15 protein-coding genes are annotated in these 16,320 nt (G+C 71.2%); 7 read left to right on the top strand and 8 right to left on the bottom strand.

What is annotated here, in order from left to right; genetic code table 11:
- Positions 1–42: 42 nt before the first annotated feature.
- Positions 43–960: a hypothetical protein gene (locus QMG73_RS06160; RefSeq protein WP_281893002.1), complete on the bottom strand. Its 918-nt coding sequence runs from the start codon at positions 958–960 to the stop codon at positions 43–45.
- A 105-nt stretch (positions 961–1,065) separates the two neighbouring features.
- On the opposite strand from QMG73_RS06160, the gene cofD reads away from it, so the two are divergent.
- From cofD to QMG73_RS06175, 3 genes are all read left to right on the top strand, one after another.
- Positions 1,066–2,013, top strand: a complete 948-nt coding sequence (cofD, locus tag QMG73_RS06165) for a 2-phospho-L-lactate transferase (protein WP_281893003.1) — start codon at positions 1,066–1,068, stop codon at positions 2,011–2,013.
- Positions 2,010–2,999, top strand: coding sequence for a coenzyme F420-0:L-glutamate ligase (locus tag QMG73_RS06170; protein ID WP_309299436.1), 990 nt, complete (start codon positions 2,010–2,012; stop codon positions 2,997–2,999). The genes cofD and QMG73_RS06170 overlap by 4 nt, the downstream gene beginning before the upstream one ends.
- Before the next feature lie 130 nt (positions 3,000–3,129).
- Positions 3,130–3,756: an RICIN domain-containing protein gene (locus QMG73_RS06175; RefSeq protein ID WP_281893005.1), complete on the top strand. Its 627-nt coding sequence runs from the start codon at positions 3,130–3,132 to the stop codon at positions 3,754–3,756.
- Positions 3,757–3,817: 61 nt separating this feature from the next.
- On the opposite strand, the gene QMG73_RS06180 is transcribed toward QMG73_RS06175, so the two are convergent.
- The 4 genes from QMG73_RS06180 to QMG73_RS06195 form a co-directional block, all read right to left on the bottom strand.
- Entirely contained in the window at positions 3,818–4,768 is a 951-nt protein-coding gene (locus QMG73_RS06180) for an ArsR/SmtB family transcription factor (RefSeq protein WP_281893006.1), read from the bottom strand.
- A gap of 109 nt (positions 4,769–4,877) precedes the next feature.
- The gene (locus tag QMG73_RS06185) at positions 4,878–5,954 is read right to left on the bottom strand and encodes a hypothetical protein (protein ID WP_281893007.1); all 1,077 of its coding nucleotides are present in this window, start codon (positions 5,952–5,954) and stop codon (positions 4,878–4,880) included.
- Positions 5,955–6,065: 111 nt separating this feature from the next.
- Positions 6,066–7,154 carry a mannose-1-phosphate guanylyltransferase gene (locus QMG73_RS06190; RefSeq protein WP_281893008.1) on the bottom strand — a complete coding sequence of 363 codons (1,089 nt, stop codon included), beginning with the start codon at positions 7,152–7,154 and terminating at the stop codon, positions 6,066–6,068.
- A 55-nt stretch (positions 7,155–7,209) separates the two neighbouring features.
- Positions 7,210–8,355 (bottom strand): glycosyltransferase family 4 protein, encoded by a 1,146-nt coding sequence (locus QMG73_RS06195; RefSeq protein WP_281893010.1) that lies wholly within the window; start codon positions 8,353–8,355, stop codon positions 7,210–7,212.
- A gap of 134 nt (positions 8,356–8,489) precedes the next feature.
- Between QMG73_RS06195 and QMG73_RS06200 the strand changes: the two genes are divergently transcribed.
- Positions 8,490–9,128 carry a TIGR03089 family protein gene (locus QMG73_RS06200; RefSeq protein ID WP_281893011.1) on the top strand — a complete coding sequence of 213 codons (639 nt, stop codon included), beginning with the start codon at positions 8,490–8,492 and terminating at the stop codon, positions 9,126–9,128.
- On the opposite strand, the gene QMG73_RS06205 is transcribed toward QMG73_RS06200, so the two are convergent.
- Positions 9,109–9,465 (bottom strand): hypothetical protein, encoded by a 357-nt coding sequence (locus QMG73_RS06205; protein WP_281893013.1) that lies wholly within the window; start codon positions 9,463–9,465, stop codon positions 9,109–9,111. The two genes, QMG73_RS06200 and QMG73_RS06205, sit on opposite strands and share 20 nt — an antisense overlap.
- A 46-nt stretch (positions 9,466–9,511) precedes the next feature.
- The gene (locus tag QMG73_RS06210; RefSeq protein ID WP_281893014.1) at positions 9,512–11,452 is read right to left on the bottom strand and encodes an acetoacetate--CoA ligase; all 1,941 of its coding nucleotides are present in this window, start codon (positions 11,450–11,452) and stop codon (positions 9,512–9,514) included.
- 53 nt (positions 11,453–11,505) lie between these two features.
- Here QMG73_RS06210 and QMG73_RS06215 point away from each other — a divergent pair, with 53 nt between their 5' ends.
- Positions 11,506–12,129, top strand: a complete 624-nt coding sequence (locus QMG73_RS06215) for a hypothetical protein (protein WP_281893015.1) — start codon at positions 11,506–11,508, stop codon at positions 12,127–12,129.
- Positions 12,130–12,191: 62 nt separating this feature from the next.
- Entirely contained in the window at positions 12,192–13,403 is a 1,212-nt protein-coding gene (locus tag QMG73_RS06220) for a hypothetical protein (RefSeq protein WP_281893017.1), read from the top strand.
- A 78-nt stretch (positions 13,404–13,481) separates the two neighbouring features.
- On the opposite strand, the gene QMG73_RS06225 is transcribed toward QMG73_RS06220, so the two are convergent.
- A complete protein-coding gene (locus tag QMG73_RS06225) occupies positions 13,482–14,642 on the bottom strand; it encodes an acyl-CoA dehydrogenase family protein (protein WP_281893019.1) in 1,161 nt (386 codons plus the stop codon).
- A gap of 226 nt (positions 14,643–14,868) precedes the next feature.
- Between QMG73_RS06225 and QMG73_RS06230 the strand changes: the two genes are divergently transcribed.
- On the top strand, positions 14,869–16,314 hold the full coding sequence (locus QMG73_RS06230; RefSeq protein WP_281893020.1) for a UDP-glucose dehydrogenase family protein: 1,446 nt from the start codon (positions 14,869–14,871) through the stop codon (positions 16,312–16,314).
- Positions 16,315–16,320 lie beyond the last annotated feature (6 nt).

Below are 16,320 nucleotides of genomic sequence, written 5' to 3' on the forward strand. Positions count from 1 at the left end.
CTCCAACGACTTGAGGGACGCCCTGATCATGGGAAAGGCGGGCTAGCGCTGCTGGTAGATCTGGGTCGGAGGCTCGTCGTCGCCGTGGCCCTGCGCGGAGGGCGGCGGGGCGTAACCGGCGGACGGCTGCTGGCTCGCCGGGTTGATGAGCTGGGTGTGACCCTCCTCCGGCTGGCCGGGCGGAGGCGGCGGGGCGGGCGTGGCCGGCGGCGGCGTGGGCACAGCCGGAGGTGCCGACGTCGGGTACGCCTGGGGTGCCGGGGGCGCCGACGTGGGGTACGCCTGCGGGGCCGGCTGGTGCGGGTAGGGCTGCTGGTACTGCGGCTGCTGAGGCTGCTGCGGGTACTGCGCGGTGGGCTGGGCGTACTGCGGGTAGCCCTGCTGCTGCGGGTAGCCGTACTGGCCAGGCTGCGCCGGGTAGCCCGGCTGCTGGGGGTAGCCGTACTGGCCGGGCTGCGGCTTGGGCTTCGGGATGAAGTACAGGCCGCGACCGACCCGCACCAGCGCGTACGCCGCGACGCCCAGCACCGCCACCCAAGCCACCCGGAGCAGGAACGCCTCGAAGCCGGCCCGCGCGGTGATCTCAGTGATGATGACCACCACACCGACCAGCAGGCCGAAGATCACACCGAAGAACGCCGCCACGGCGTACTCGATCAGCGCCACCAGCGTGATCAGCTTGGCCCGCGCGACCGGCGGGTTGATGTGGTTGGCGAGCAGCACCGCGAGCAGCGGCAGGCCAACCGTCGTCAGGTTGATGAACCCGCTGAAGCTATTGGCCGACCGCATCGTGAAGTCGTTGTTGTCGAAGTCGACCGGGATCAACAGGTCGAGCAGCGCGACGAAAAGAAACACCGCCGTGGCGCCCAGGAGCACCAGGGCGGCAAGCTCGCGCAAGGGCTTTGTCAACTTGCTGGCCGGCGTCCCGTCGGTCGGTGCGGCCGCTGGTTCGGTGGTCAAGACTCCCCCAGGGGGCGGGTGGCGGACATATCGGTATGCGCCCGTGAGCCTAGCGGCCCGGGGGTAGCGGCGCGTGACATGAGGGCGTTAGGCGAGGATGTCGACATGCGGATCGTGGTACTGGCCGGCGGCATAGGCGGCGCGCGCTTCCTCACCGGCGTGCGAGCGTACGCCCGGCAGAACGGCGCCGAGGTCACCGCCATCGTCAACGTCGGCGACGACGTCATCATGCACGGGCTGCGCATCTGCCCCGACCTCGACAGCGTCATGTATACGCTCGGCGGTGGCGCCGATCCGGAGCGTGGCTGGGGCAGGGTCGGCGAGACCTGGACCGTCAAGGAGGAGCTGGCCGCCTACCAGGCCGAGCCCACCTGGTTCGGGCTCGGCGACAAGGACATCGCCACGCACCTCGTGCGCACCACCATGCTCAACGCCGGTTACCCGCTGTCCGCGGTCACCGAGGCGCTGTGCGCGCGGTGGCAGCCCGGCGTCCGCATGCTGCCGGCGACCGACGACCGCCTGGAGACCCACGCGGTGGTCACCCTGGACGGCACGCAACGCGCCATCCACTTCCAGGAGTGGTGGGTACGCCATCGCGGCGGCGTCCCCACCGAGAGGTTCGTCTTCGTCGGTGCGGAGTCCGCCAAACCCGCGGCCGGCGTGCTCGACGCGCTAGCCTCGGCCGACCTGGTGCTTGTCGCGCCGAGCAACCCGGTGGTCAGCATCGCGCCGATCCTCGCGGTGGGCGCCCTGCGCGAGGCGGTCACCACCGGCACCGCGCCCGTCATCGGGTTCTCGCCCATCATCGGTGGCGCCCCGGTGCGCGGCATGGCCGACAAGTGCCTCGCGGTAGTGGGTGTGGAGTGCAGCGCGGCCGGTGTCGGCGGGCTGTACGGCGCGCGCTCGGCGGGCGGCCTGCTCGACGGGTGGCTGGTCGACTCGACCGACTCCACGGCGGAGGTACCCGATGTGCGGGTCCGCGCCATTCCACTGTGGATGTCCGATGAGGACGCGACCGCCGAGATGGTGCGGGCGGCGGTGGAGCTGGCATGAGGCTGGAGATCCTGCCGGTGACGGGGATCGGAGACGTCTCCCCCGGCGCCGACCTGGCCGCCCTGATAAGCGAAGCGGCGCCGTGGCTGCGAGACGGCGACGTACTCGTCGTCACGAGCAAGATCGTGTCCAAAGCGGAGGGTCAGCTCGTCGACATCCCGGTCGACGGGCCGGCTCGGCAGGCCGCGCGTGACGAGATCCTCGCCGCGGAGACCGCGCGAGCCGTGGCCCAGCGCGGCCAGACGCGCATCGTGCAGACCCACCACGGCTTCGTCATGGCGTCCGCCGGCATCGACGCGTCCAACGTGGACCGTTCTCAGGTCGTCCTGCTCCCCAAGGATCCAGACGCCTCCGCGCGCTCGCTGCGGGCGGCACTGCGCGAGCGGTACGGGATCGACGTCGCCATCATCGTGTCCGACACGATGGGGCGGCCGTGGCGCAACGGGCTCACCGATGTGGCGCTCGGCGCCGCCGGCATCGACCCGATCCGCGACCACCGCGGCGAGACCGACCCGTACGGCAACGAGCTGCACATCACGCAGATGGCGGTGGTCGACGAGCTGGCGGCGGCGGGCGAACTGGTCAAGGGCAAGGTTGGCCAGGTACCGGTGGCGGTGGTCCGCGGCTACCTGGAGCGGCCCGGCGACGACGGGCCCGGTGCCGTGGCACTCGTGCGGGACGCCGCGGCAGACCTGTTCTCCCTCGGCACCGCGGAGGCGCGTGCGGCGGGGCTTCGCGAGGCCGCGACCCTGGCACCGGGCGACTCCGACGGTGACCCGGAAGCCGTCGCGCGGGCCATCGCGACCGTCGCGGCGGTGGTCGCGCCCGGCACCGTCTTCACCCACGTGCCTGGCGAAGGCGTCCACGCCACGCCACCCGGCGAGGCGCCCGAGGCTCTGATCCGCTTCGGCGAGGACATCCAGCGGCTCCGAGCCGCCCTGGCGGCGGAGGACGGACCCGTCCGGATCGTCCTCACTCATCCGTAGGCGCGCTACAGCACCCAGCGGTTGTGAGTACTCGCGGTGCTCACTACCGGGCTCCCCGGCGCCGCACATGATGGCCAGGCAATCCACATCCAGCGCCGGGTAAGTCCCGGCGTGACCGGAGGAGGAGCCTGTGAAACGGATCCTGTCAGTCATGGTCGCGGCAGCCGTCGTCGCGATCTCAGGTCTCGTCGCGGCGCCGCCCGCGCAGGCGGCGCCGGTGGGCCCGGGCGTGACGCCGCTGGCCAGTACCTGGCAAAACGTCCAGCTGGTCAACGTCCGGTACAACGAGTGCCTCGACCAGGTCGGCGGCGGCCAGACCGAGGACACCCCGATCGGCCACTACCCCTGTGGCAGCGCCGACAACCGGCAGCGCTGGGCCGTCGTCTACATCGGCGACAAGCGCATCTGCTCGTACAAGAACTGGCTCAACCAGTGCACCGAGACGATTCTGGTGAGCCTCTTCCAGCTGCGCAGCCACCAGAGCGGCATGTGCGCGCACCCCAAGGGTGGGGGCACCGGCAGCGGCACGATCATCGTGCAGCGGTGGTGCATCTTCGACAGCCTGCGCGACATGTGGGTGCTCGATCCGGGGCCGAACGGCGGCTACTTCTTCCACAGCGCCAAGGCGTTCGACGACGGCCAGCACATCCGGGCCATCGACGCCCCGCCGTTCTTCCAGGACTACCGGGTCCGGCTGTGGACCCACGACAGCGCCACCGCGCCGAACACCGCGCAAGAGTGGCTGCTGCGGCCCTGACCGCCCACTAGTTGATCAGGGCGTCCCTCAAGTCGTTAGGGCGACTTCGGGGACGCCCTGATCACGGCGGGGTGAGGAGGGCGCGGCCCAGCGGGGTCAGCGTGTGGCGGACGGTGTTGCGGTCGCGCCGGCTGAGGATGAGGCCGGCGTTGCGGAGCACCGTGGTGTGCTGGCTGGCCGCGGCGGGTGAGATGCCGAGCCGGCGGGCCACCTCGGTCGTCAGGGCACCGTCGCCGACCACATCGAGCACCTGTGCCCGGGTGCGCCCGACCAGAGCGGCGAGCGCCGCCTCACCCGAGGCGCGGCCGGCCAGCCCACCCAACCTGTCGACGGGGTAGACCAGTACCGGCGGGAGGGTCGGGTCGACAAGGGTGATCGCGGCGCCGCAGCAGAAGAACGACGGCACCAGGAGTATCCCGCGCCCGTCGAGGCGCAACTCGCGCTCGGACGGGTAGTTGGACACCTCCAGTACGCCGTCGCTCCACTGGATACCCGGGTGGAGCCCGGCGAGCAGCCCTTCGGCTCCGGAGTCGAGCATCGTGCGGGCCCGGTGCGCCCGGTCGGCCTCGACCGCCGCCCGGATCTGCGGCAGGTAGGGCGTGATGGCGACGTCCTGGTACCGCTTCATCACGCCGGTGAGCTGCACGAGCGCCGGAATCTCGCCGCGCGGCAGCCCTGGCGGCGGGCTCGTCATCAGGCTGAGCTCGCGGCGAAGCCGCCGCTTTGGCGTGGAGCGGACCGCGTCCAGGCCGGCGTCGAGCCCTTCGATGCCGTCGTGGGGCGTCAGGAAGTCTGGAAAGTACCCATGTGAGGGGTTGACCGCGGCGAAGCTCCGGATCTCCGCGACGCCACGGAGCCCTTCGCGCACGCCACCCCGCCAGCCGGCCAACACCGGGTCGAGCGAGGGGCGGCGGAGCAGGTGCAGGCTCAGGACCAGTTCCCACAGCGGATCGGCGCCCGGCGCTACGCGCGTCCGGGCGACGTCGTCGCGAGAGAACACGATCCGAAGCAAGCCGTTACTGTACCCACAGTAAATGACCTGCATGTTTCAGCTACGGGTGAAAGTTCTCGACGGTGGGCGTCACCGACCGGCATGCTCATTCATGGCCCGGGACGGTTGGTTACCACGAGGGTCCGCGGCCCACATCCGTCCGCGGAGGTGCCGCCGCCCGGGCCGTCCAGAGGGCGACCCGATGATCCTCATCGGTGACGTAGAAGCCCTCGGCCAGCCCTTCCACGTTGTGAAACGGTGCCAGGTCGGCGACCAGCTTGGCCGGTACCCGGATGTTGTCTGGCCGGTCGAAGCGGATGTGCCGGCTGGTCACGTCGCCGCCGGACGGGTGGTCGTCTAGCAGCACCGAGCCCTTGCCGAGCGCGTCGATCGACCCGATGATGGCGTCGTAGGTGCCGTCCGGGCCGGTCGTGAGAGCGCGGAAACCCGTCAACTGGTCGGGCGGCGTGGCACCCGTGACGGCGTACGCGCGCACCACCTCGGGCCAGGTGCGGGCGTCAGCGTCGAACATGCCCTCGACATCCGCGATCTCCACGATGATCGGCTCACCCGCCGCCGTCACCGGAAACCGCAGGCCCAGCAGCAGCGTGCCGGCCGGGGTGAACACCGCGCCTTCCACGTTGACCGGCAGGTCGCCCGGCGCGAGGCGGGTCACCCAGCTCTTCTCCCGCTCGGTCCCGCGGTTGATGCTCTCGACGATGAACCGGTCCTGCACCCGGTCGCCCGGCGGTAGCGGCTCGATGTCGGCCGCCGCCAGCGCGTCGTTGATCGCCCGGTGCAGGCGGAACTGGTTTCGCACGATCTCCAGCCGGGCCGCACCGGGGTGGCCCGCGTCGGCCTCGCGGAAGCGCGCGAAGAAGGCGCGCTTGGGGCGCAGCGGGCCGCCCTTCGACCCGAAGTGCGAGCCCACGACGTACACCCAGCCGTCGCGCCGGGCCAGCGCCTCGCCGTCTTCGGTGCGGCCGGTCTCGATGCCGGCGTCGAAAGCCGCGTGGTGCGCGGTCCACTCGCCGTCGTGCTTCTGCACGAGCAGTGCCAGGCACTGCTCGACAGACCCTTCGTCGAGCACCGTCCAAAACGCCCGGCGTGCGCCGTGCGCGGCCAGCACTTCGGGCGCCTGTACCGGAAGCAGATCACTAGCCTCGTTACACCCGACCATCAGTTCAGTGCTTACTAGTTCGCTCATTCCGCGCCGCCCTTAGGCGGCGTCTGGACCGGCCCGACCTGGTCGACCCAGTCGGTGGGCGCGGAGGCCGGTCCAAACGCCGCCGCGGCGCTCCACTCGCTCACTTGTCGCTCACCGGAACTCGTCGGCGAGTCTGGAGACGATCTGCTTGATGTCTTGGGCGCGGTCGCGGGGGCAGACCAGTACGGCGTCGGGGGTGTCTACCACGACCACGTCGTGCAGGCCGAGCGTGGCGATCAGCCGCCCGGACTGTGGCACCACCACGAGCCCGGTGGAGTCGTGCAGCAGTACACCCGGCTTGTTCTCCGCCGGCTCGGCACCCACCACCACGTTGCCGTCCGGGTCGGCCGGAAGCACCTCGCCGAGCGTGTCGAAGTCGCCAACGTCGTTCCAGCCGAAGTCACCCGGCACGGTGCCGACCAGTCCGGCGGCGGCCGCGCCCTCCATCACCGCGTAGTCGACCGAGATCTTCGGCAGCGTCGGCCAGACCTCGCCGAGCACGTCACCGCGCGCCGGGGTGTCCCACGCCGCGGCGATCCTGATCAGCCCGGCGTGCAACTCGGGCTGCTGCCGCGCCAGCTCGGCGAGGAAGACGTCGACCCGCCAGACGAACATGCTGGCGTTCCAGAAGTACCGCCCGGAGTCGACATAGGACACCGCGACGTCGTACGCCGGCTTCTCCTTGAACTCCTCGACCATCCGCATCGGGCCACCGTCGATGGACCCGCCGCACTGCAGGTATCCGTATCCCGTCTCCGGGCTGGTCGGCGTGATGCCCACGGTCATCAGCAGACCGCGCTCGGCGCCGGCGACCGCCTGCCGCACCGCCTCGACGTATCGGTCCGGGTCACCGATCAGGTGGTCGGCGGCGAACGAGCCCATCACCGCGCGGGGCTCGCGCCGGGCGATGACGGCCGCGGCGAGCGCGATGGCCGCGCACGAGTCGCGTGGCGAGGGCTCGACCAGGATGTTGTCTTCGGGTACCCGAGCCAGCTGCCGCGCCACGGCCGCGGCGTGTGACGCTCCGGTGACCACCAGTGTCCGCTCCGGGGTGGTGAGCGGCGCCAGCCGCGCCACCGTCGCCTGCAGCAGTGACGCCGAGGAGCCCGTGAGCGGATGCAGAAACTTGGGGTGACCGGAGCGGGACAGCGGCCACAGCCGAGTGCCACTGCCACCCGCCGGAATGACGGCGAAGAGCATCAGCCCATCATGCCCTCCCCGCCGTGAGCGGCGCGTGAGGGCCAGCGGGTGAGGATCAGCCGGCGGCGCGGCGCCAGGCCGCTACGTGCACCTCGGCGCTCGACTCCCAGGTGAACTCCTTGGCCCGGTCGAAACCGGCCTTGGCCAGCGCGAGCCGGCGCGCCTCGTCGTCGAGCAGCGCGCCCAGGTCGTCTGCGATCTGCGAGGGATCTTCGCTCGTGTAGGCCACCGCGTCGCCACCGACCTCGGGCAGGGACAGCCGCGGCGTGGTGAGCACCGGGGTGGCGCAGGCCATCGCCTCGAGGATCGGCAGGCCGAAGCCCTCGCCGTATGACGGGTAGGCGGCCACCATGGCACCGCCGAGGAACCCGGGCAGGTCGGCGTATCGCAGGTAGCCGGGGCGGAGCAGGCGCAGGTGCGCGGGCACCTCGGCCACCGCACGGTCGATGTCGTCGTCGTGCCCCTGCCCACCCGCGATGACGAGCGCAGGCGGCTCGGTGCGGTCACGCACCGCCTGCGCCCAGCCGCGGATCAGGTTGGGCACGTTCTTGCGCGGCTCCTTGGCGCCCAGGAACGCGACGTATTCGCTGCTGCCCAGCCCCAGACGGGCCCGGACGCGAGCCTTCTCCTCGTCGGTCGGCGGGTGGAACGCCGCGTGGTCGACGCCGTGGTATGCCACGTCGATGCGGGTCGGGTCGGCGTCGAGAAGCCGGATCAGCTCGTCGCGGGTGGCCTTGCTGGGCACGATCACCCGGTCGGCGCGGCGCAGCGCGGTCTTGATGGCGCTGCGGAAGAACGTGCGGCGCGACTTGTCGTAGTGCTCCGGCTCCGTGAAGAAGGTCGCGTCGTGCACGGTGACCGTGACCGGACACCCGGCCCGCAACGGGCAGGTGTAGAAGGGCGAGTGCAGCACCTGCGCGCCGGTCTGCTGGGCGAGCAGCGGCAGGCCGGTCTGCTCCCAGGCCAGGCGCGCCGGACGGTGTGTCACCGCGGCGGGAGCGGGGATGACCTCGGCCGCGGGCAGCATCCGCCCGTATCGCTCGACGTCGGTGCGCAGAGCCACGACGGCCAGCTCGATCCCCGTGCCAATCATCTTGCCCAGCGAGCCGAGCAGGCCGTCGACGTATCTACCGACGCCACCCCTGTCGGCGGGGACGCTTGTGGCGTCGACGAGCACGCGGGGCGGGCTACCGGCGGTCACTGGACGACTCCTCAGCTGTAAGTCCTCGGTCGTAAAGCTGTGTCTAACAACACTTACGTAGAGCCTACGCCGAACGGATCGGCCATCGTTGTCTACGACGCGACGGTAAGGCGTTTCCTGAGGGGGTATTGAGCATGCTCGTCAAGGACCCGACACGCCCTGTCGTCACGTGGTACGACGACGCGACCGGTGAACGCGTCGAGTTGTCGGGCGCCACGCTCGACAACTGGGTCGCGAAGACCGCCAATCTTCTCGTCGATGGGCTGGGGCTCGGCGCGGGCGACCGGGCCGCTGTGCTCCTGCCGCCGCACTGGCAGACCGCCGCCGTGCTGCTCGGCTGCTGGGCGGCGCGGCTCACCGTCGATACGGACAGGCCGATCGACGTTCTGTTCGCCGCCGCCGACCGGGTCCATGAGGTCGGCGAGCTGCCGGCGGGTGACCGGTACGTGCTCGGCTTCGCGCCACTCGGTATGCCGATGCGCTCGGTGCCGGACGGGTTCGTGGACTATGTCGCCGACGTGCGCGGCTACGGCGACCGGTTCGCCCCGTACCCGTCGGAGTGGCCGGGCGACGACCCGCTGCGCCGCGCCGTCGAGCTGGGAATCACCGAGGGTGACCGGGTACTTGTCGACGCGGCGGCACACCCCGATCCGCTCGACTGGCTGTACGCCCCGCTCGCCGCCGGCGCGTCGGTGGTGCTGTGCGGAAACCTCGACCCTGCCAAGGTGGCCGACCGGGAAACCGCGGAGCAGATCACAGTTCAGCTGGTATGACCTCACGCAGCGTGTCGCCGGCGTCCACCACATAGAAGGCCGCCCGGTCGCTCAGCCACGGCTTGCCGTCCGCCTCGTGATCGGAGAGCACCTTCTCCTGGATGCCGAGGATCACGTAGCGCGAGCCGTCCGGGTTCCCTTCCCGCCAGTCCTGCCCATAGATCGCGTCGACCAGCCGGTCAAGCCGCCCCGCCACCAGCGCGTCGCCCGAAACCCAGTCCCCCGGAAGCCGGTACCAGAAGGTGCGGGTCACCTTCGCCAAGGGGTTGACGGCATGGTTGCCGTCGATCCAGACGCCTAGCGTGTCGGTGATCGTCAACCGGAGGTACTCGTACACGTCGGTGAGACGCGCCAGCGGCCACTTTCGGATGTCGGCCGACCCGTCAGCGCTTTCTGACGAAAGGCTCGAACGCGGTCAGCGACTCGGGGTTCGCGAGGGCACCCGTCGATGCCGCTTCCGGCACAGGCGTCCCCGTAAGGATCTTCTTCACCGGTACTTCCAGCTTTTTCGCGCTGAGCGTCCGCGGCACCGCCTTGACCTGGTGGATCTCGTCGGGCACGTGCCGGGGTGACAGGGCGGTGCGCAGCTCTCTGGCGATCTTGGCACGCAGCTCGCCATCCAGCTCCCGGCCGTCGGCCAGTACGACGAAGAGCAGCAGCTCACCCGGGCCGCCCGCCGGGTCCTCCAGGTGTACGACCACCGAGTCGGTGACCTCGGAGAGGCCCTCGACCACCGAGTAGAACTCGGACGTGCCAAGCCGGACGCCGCCACGGTTGAGGGTGGCGTCGGAGCGACCGGTGATCACGCAGCTGCCCCGCTCGCTGATGGTGATCCAGTCGCCGTGCCGCCACACGCCGGGGTACACGTCGAAGTACGCCTCGCGGTAGCGGCGGCCATCCGGGTCGCCCCAGAAGCTCACCGGCATGCTGGGCATCGGGCGGGTGATCACCAGCTCGCCGAGCTGCCCGATGACCGGCTGCCCCTGCGCGTCGAACGCCTCTACCCGCGCGCCCAGGCAGCGGCAGGACAGTTCCCCCTCGTAGACCGGCACCAGCGGGACACCGCCGACGAATCCGGTGCACACATCGGTGCCGCCGGACAGCGACTGGAGCTGCACCGTCGGGCTGACCGCCTCGTACACCCAGGCGAAGCCCTCCGGCGGCAGCGGCGCGCCCGTCGAGCCGATGCCCCGCAGCCGCGGGTCTGCGGCTGGTCTCAGCTCCGCCTTGCGGCAGGCGAGCAGGAACGGCGCGCTCGTGCCGAAGTAGGTGACCTCGGCTTCCTCGGCGAGCCGCCACAGCGTGCCCAGGTCGGGGTGGGCCGGGTCGCCGTCGAAGAGCACGATCGCCGCGCCGGCGGCCGGACCGGACGCGAGGAAGTTCCACATCATCCAGCCGGTGGTGGTGAACCAGAAGAACCGGTCACCCGGGCCGAGGTCGTGGTGCAGCGCGAGCATCTTCAGGTGCTCGACCAGGATGCCGCCGTGCCCGTGCACGATCGGCTTCGGCAGGCCGGTGGTGCCTGAGGAGTAGAGCACGTACAGCGGATGGTCGAACGGCACCGGCTCGTACGCCATCTCCTCGACGGTGCCGGGCGTGGTGTCGGCCCATTCCCAGGCGCCGCCGGCCAGGTACGGGATGGTCACGGTGTGCCGCAGCGAGGGCAGGGCCGACCGGATCGCCGCCACCTCGGCGCTCCGGTCGATGGTCTTCGCGCCGTACCGGTACCCGTCGACCGCGACCAGTACGGTCGGCTCGATCTGCTGCCAGCGGTCGACCACGCTGCGGGTGCCGAACTCGGGTGCGCACGACGAGAACACCGCGCCGAGGCTGGCGGTGGCCAGCATCAGCACGTATGTCTCCGGGATGTTCGGCGCGTACGCGGCCACCCGGTCACCCCGGCCGACGCCCAGTTCGCGCAGCGCGGCCCGCGCCCGGCGGACCTGCTCGCGCAGGCCGGCCGCTGTCAGCGTGACCGGGTCGCGGGTCTGCGAGTACCCGAGCACGATCACGTCATCGTCGGCGACGCCGGGCATCCGCAGCACGTGCTCGGCGTAGTTCAGCGTGGCGCCGGGAAACCAGCGGGCGCCCGGCATGACCGGATCGACGAGCGTAGCGGTCGGCTGATCGTACGCGATCACGTCGAAGTAGTCCCAGATCGATCGCCAGAACGCCGGAAGATCGTCGACCGACCACTGCCACAGCGCCTGGTAGTCGGCGAACGCCAACCCGCGGTGTTCCCGCAGCCAGCGCAGGTAGTCACCGATCCGAGCCCGGTCCAGGACGTCGGCCGGCGGGGTCCACAGCACCGTGCCCGCACTCATTCCGCCATCTTGCCCTGGGTGCCGGCACACGCCGGAACCGGTACGGTGCGCGCATGCGACATCTATGGAGTCTGTTGGCCGGCGTCGTGGCGGCGCCGCTCACGTGGGTGCTCGTCTCGCTGGGCCAGGGCGGCTCGACGCGTACCGTCGCGGGCTGGGTCGAGGCCCGCACGTTCGACACCGTCGACCTGATCGAGCCCGCCGCGTACCTCGCCGTCGCGGGCATCCTGCTCGGACTGCTCGGCACACTTCGGTGGTCACCGGTGGGGCCGGTCGTCGCCGGACTGCTGCTCATCGCGCCGTACGGCGGCATGTTCGCCGACCCGCTGGCGGTACGCGACGCGGTGCCGGACACCTGGAAGATCCTCGGCGACCCGATCCCGCTGCGGCTCCCGCTCGACAACGGCACCCTGCTGCTGATCGGTGCGCTGCTGGTGATGGCGGCGTTCAGCGCGCAGCGGTGGCGGCGGTGGCCCGTGCCGGCACCGGCACCGGCACCCGAACCGCTCGTCGAAGAACCGGCCGACGCGCCCACTCTCGAGTCGCCCCCGGTCATACCCGATCCCGTGCCCGCTGGCTCGATGAGCTCCACTTCCACGGATTCCACCAAGCGGAACGGCGATTCGCCCTGGAACACCCCGCCGAGCAGGGCAGGTAGCGAGAAACCCGAGTCGTAGCAGGCCAGAGGTTTGCCGGACCGGGGTACGGTGCCACTCGCATCCAACATCAAGGAGGGCAGATGCGGCACGTCGGGTCACTGCTCCTGGCCCTGGTCCTGGCACCCCTGGCATGGGTGCTGACCGGCGTCGGGCTCCTCAAGTACAACGATGTCCGGGTGCAGTTCGAAGACGGGCTGAGCGTGGACATCCTGCTCGGCCTGCTCGCTCTGCTCGGCGCCGGCGCGCTGTACGCGGTACTCGTGCTGGCGCGCCTGTCGCCGATCGGGCCCGCGCTGGCAGGTGCCGCTTATCTCGGCGCGGCTGTCTGGTACGCCGTCGAGCCGGCGTCGTTCCTCGACGTGTTCCCGTACGAGGTGGGTGACGTCGACCTCGGGCTGCCCATCCCGGCGGCCGGGCTCTCGGCGGTGCTCGCCGTGCCACTGCTCGCCACGCTGGTGAGCCCGCGGCGCTGGCGGCGGTACGACCGGCCGCCCGCGGCACACGCCGGCGCCGGCCCGTACCCGGTGCCGCCTGGCGCGCCGTACGGACAGCCCGGTGCCCCCTACGGCGCCCCACCCGGCTACCCGGCGCCGCCTCCGCAGGGCGACTACCCGGGCGTGGGCGTCCCGGTGCCGGCCGGCGGCCTCGGCATGTCGAGCCCGGTGCCCACGCCGCCGGCGCCACCCGGCTACGGCCCGCCCGCCACGACCGCGTTCCCAGCGGCTGGTTTCCCGCCGGCCAGTTCCCCGCCGGCTGGTTTTCCGGCGACCGCGTACCCGCCGGCCGGCTCTCCGGCCGCCCCGACGACCGCGTTTCCGCCAGTCCCAACCCCGGACTATGCAAGGCCGCCGGCCGCGTACCCGCCAGCCGGCTCTCCAGCCGCCCCAACGACCGCGTTCTCGCAGGTCCCGACGCTCGCACCACAGCCGGCCGATCCGGCGCTCGCCTCGACCCAGCCGGTGTCGCCGCCAGCCCCCGCTGCCCCAGCCCCGCCGGCTCCGGCGCCGGCCTCCGCCCCGCCCGCGCCGCCTACACCCGCGCCGGGGCCGGACGCCGCCGAGCCGACGACGACCGTCCTGCCCAGCGGAGCCGGCGGCGGCTTCGGCGTCAGCGACGACCGGCCGACCAAGCGCCTCGACACCGACGCGACGCAGCTGGTCAAGGGCCCGCCCCCGCCGGACGCCTACCCGCGCCCGGCCTGGTCGGCACCGACCCCGCCGCCGATCACCCCACCCAAGCCACCGAGCGCCGAGCCCGACGACGACCCGGAAGCCACCCAGCGGCACCAGTAACCCCCTTCGTGATCAGGGCGTCCCTGAAGTCGTTAGAACGACTTGAGGGACGCCCTGATCACGAAACGAAGAGAGCGGTCAGCGGAGGATGGAGCGGGCCATCACGATGCGCTGGACCTGGTTGGTGCCCTCGTAGATCTGGGTGATCTTGGCGTCTCGCATCATCCGCTCGACCGGGAAGTCGCGGGTGTAGCCGTACCCGCCGAGGAGCTGGACGGCGTCGGTGGTGATCTCCATCGCGGCGTCGGAGGCGAAGCACTTCGCAGCCGCGCCGAAGAAGGTCAGGTCGGCGTCGCCGCGCTCGGACTTGCCGGCGGCCGCGTAGGTGAGCTGCCGGGCGGCCTCCAGCTTCATGGCCATGTCGGCGATCATGAACTGGATGCCCTGGAAGTCGCCCACCGGCTTGCCGAACTGGGTGCGCTCCTGCACGTACTTCGCCGCGAAGTCGAGCGCGCCCTGCGCGATGCCCACCGCTTGGGCGGCGATCGTGACGCGGGTGTGGTCGAGCGTCCGCATCGCGGTGGCGAACCCGGTGCCCGGCTCGCCGATCATCCGGTCGGCCGGGATGCGCACGCCGTCGAGGTACACCTCGCGGGTCGGCGAGCCCTTGATGCCGAGCTTCTTCTCGGGCGCGCCGAAGCTGACACCCGGGTCGTCCTTGTCCACCACGAACGCCGAGATGCCGCGCGACCGCGCACCCGGCTCCGTCACGGCGAAGACGGTGTAGAAGCGCGACTCACCGGCGTTGGTGATCCATCGCTTGACGCCGTCGAGCACGTAGTGGTCGCCGTCCCGCACCGCCCGGGTCGTCATGGAAACGGCGTCGCTGCCCGCTTCGGGCTCGGACAGGCAGTACGAGAACATCGCCTCGCCGCGCGCCACCGGCGGCAGGAAGCGGCTCTTGAGCTCCTCGGAGCCGGCCAGGATCAGCGGCATCGTGCCGAGCTTGTTGACGGCGGGGATCAGCGACGAGGAGGCGCACGCCCGGGCGACCTCTTCGATCACGATCGCGGTGGCCAGCGCGTCCGCGCCCGCGCCGCCGTACTGCTCGGGGATGTGCGGCGCGTGGAAGTCGGCCGCGCGCAGGGCCTCGTAGGACGCCTTGGGAAATTCTCCCGTTTCGTCGGCTTCTGCCGCGTTCGGCGCGACCTTGGCGTCGCAAACCGCGCGAACCGCCTCGCGTACCGCCTCGTGCTCCTCGCTCAAGCTGTACGCGTCGAAGGGTTCTTGTGTCGTCATTCCGGCTCCCCTTTGGCGATCTTCCTACGCGGGTGTGAGGATACCGACGAACGTTCAGATGCTCTTTACCGGCGCGTAGGCTCCTCCACTATCGTCGCTGTGCACCCGGAAAGCCTGAGATACTTGTCGCATAGCTTCCTATATGCCCAATAAGCCGGCGCCGACTCAGGCGTCCCCACCCACACCGCGACGCGAAGCGCCGCCAGTGCGAGCGGAGAACAAAGGCGTGACGATCCCGTACCCGAGCTCACAACCCCTCCCGGCGATCGGCGCGGTCACCCCGCCGTCCGGTGGGGCGCGTCCCCGGCTCGCCTTCCTCGGCACCGGCTACCTCGGCGCGACCTACGCCATCTGCTTCGCGGAACTGGGCTACGAGGTGCTGGGCTTCGACGTCGACGAAGCGAAGATCGCCAAGCTCGCCGGTGGGGCCGTGCCGTTCCACGAGCCCGGGCTCGACGAGCTGCTGCGCCGCAACCTGGCCGCCGGCCGGCTCCGCTTCACGACCAGCTACAAGGAGACCGCCGACTTCGCCGACGTGCACTTCATCTGCGTCGGCACCCCGCAGCGCGCCGACGGCATGGGCGCCGACCTGGTCTACGTCGAGGCGGCCGTCACCGGGCTGGCCCAGCACCTGACCCGCAAGGCGCTGATCGTGGGCAAGTCGACGGTACCGGTGGGCACCGCCGAGTGGATCGAGCAGCTCGTCGGCAAGCACGCCCCCGCCGACCTGGGCGTCGAGGTCGCGTGGAGCCCGGAGTTCCTCCAGGAGGGCTTCGCGGTCGAAGACGTGCTCCGCCCCAACCGGATCGTCATCGGCGTGAAGACCGAGTGGGCGAACGCCATGCTCTACGCCGCGCACAAGGGCGTCTTCGACCTGGCGGCCACCGAAGACCGCGAGGTGCCCCTGGTGGTCACCGACTTCGCGACCGCCGAGCTGGTCAAGGTGGCGGCCAACGCGTTCCTCGCCACCAAGATCTCGTTCATCAACGCGATGGCGGAGGTCTGCGAGGTGGCCGGCGGCGACGTGACGCAGCTCGCGCGCGCGATCGGATACGACCCCCGGATCGGCAACCGGTTCCTCCAGGCGGGCGTCGGCTTCGGCGGCGGCTGCCTGCCCAAGGACATCCGCGCCTTCCAGGCCCGCGCGCAGGAGCTGGGCGCGGGCGAGGCCCTCCGCTTCCTGCACGAGGTCGACCTCATCAACCTGCGCCGCCGCACCCGGGTCCTCACGCTCGCCGCCGAGCTGCTCGACCGCCGCTCCGGCCCCGCCGGGCCCGACCTGTCCGGCACCCGCATCGCCGTACTGGGCGCCACGTTCAAGCCCAACTCCGACGACGTACGCGACGCGCCGTCGCTCGCCGTCGCCGGGCTGCTCGCCAAGGCCGGCGCCGACGTCCGCGTGTACGACCCGGAAGGCATGGAGAACGCGCGCATCGCCCAGCCGGACCTCACGTACGAGCCGTCGATGGCCGACGCCGTGCGCGGCGCGGATCTGGTGTGCGTGCTCACCGAGTGGGCCGACTTCCGCAACGCCGACCCGAACGCGATCGGCGAGCTGGTGGCCGCCCGGCGCGTGATCGACGGCCGCAACTGCCTCGACGCATCACTGTGGACTCACGCCGGTTGGGAGTACCGCGGGATGGGCCGCCCGGAGCGAACCATCCGACACTGATCCGCC

The organism is Phytohabitans aurantiacus, assembly GCF_027923225.1.
Classification (GTDB): domain Bacteria; phylum Actinomycetota; class Actinomycetes; order Mycobacteriales; family Micromonosporaceae; genus Phytohabitans; species Phytohabitans aurantiacus.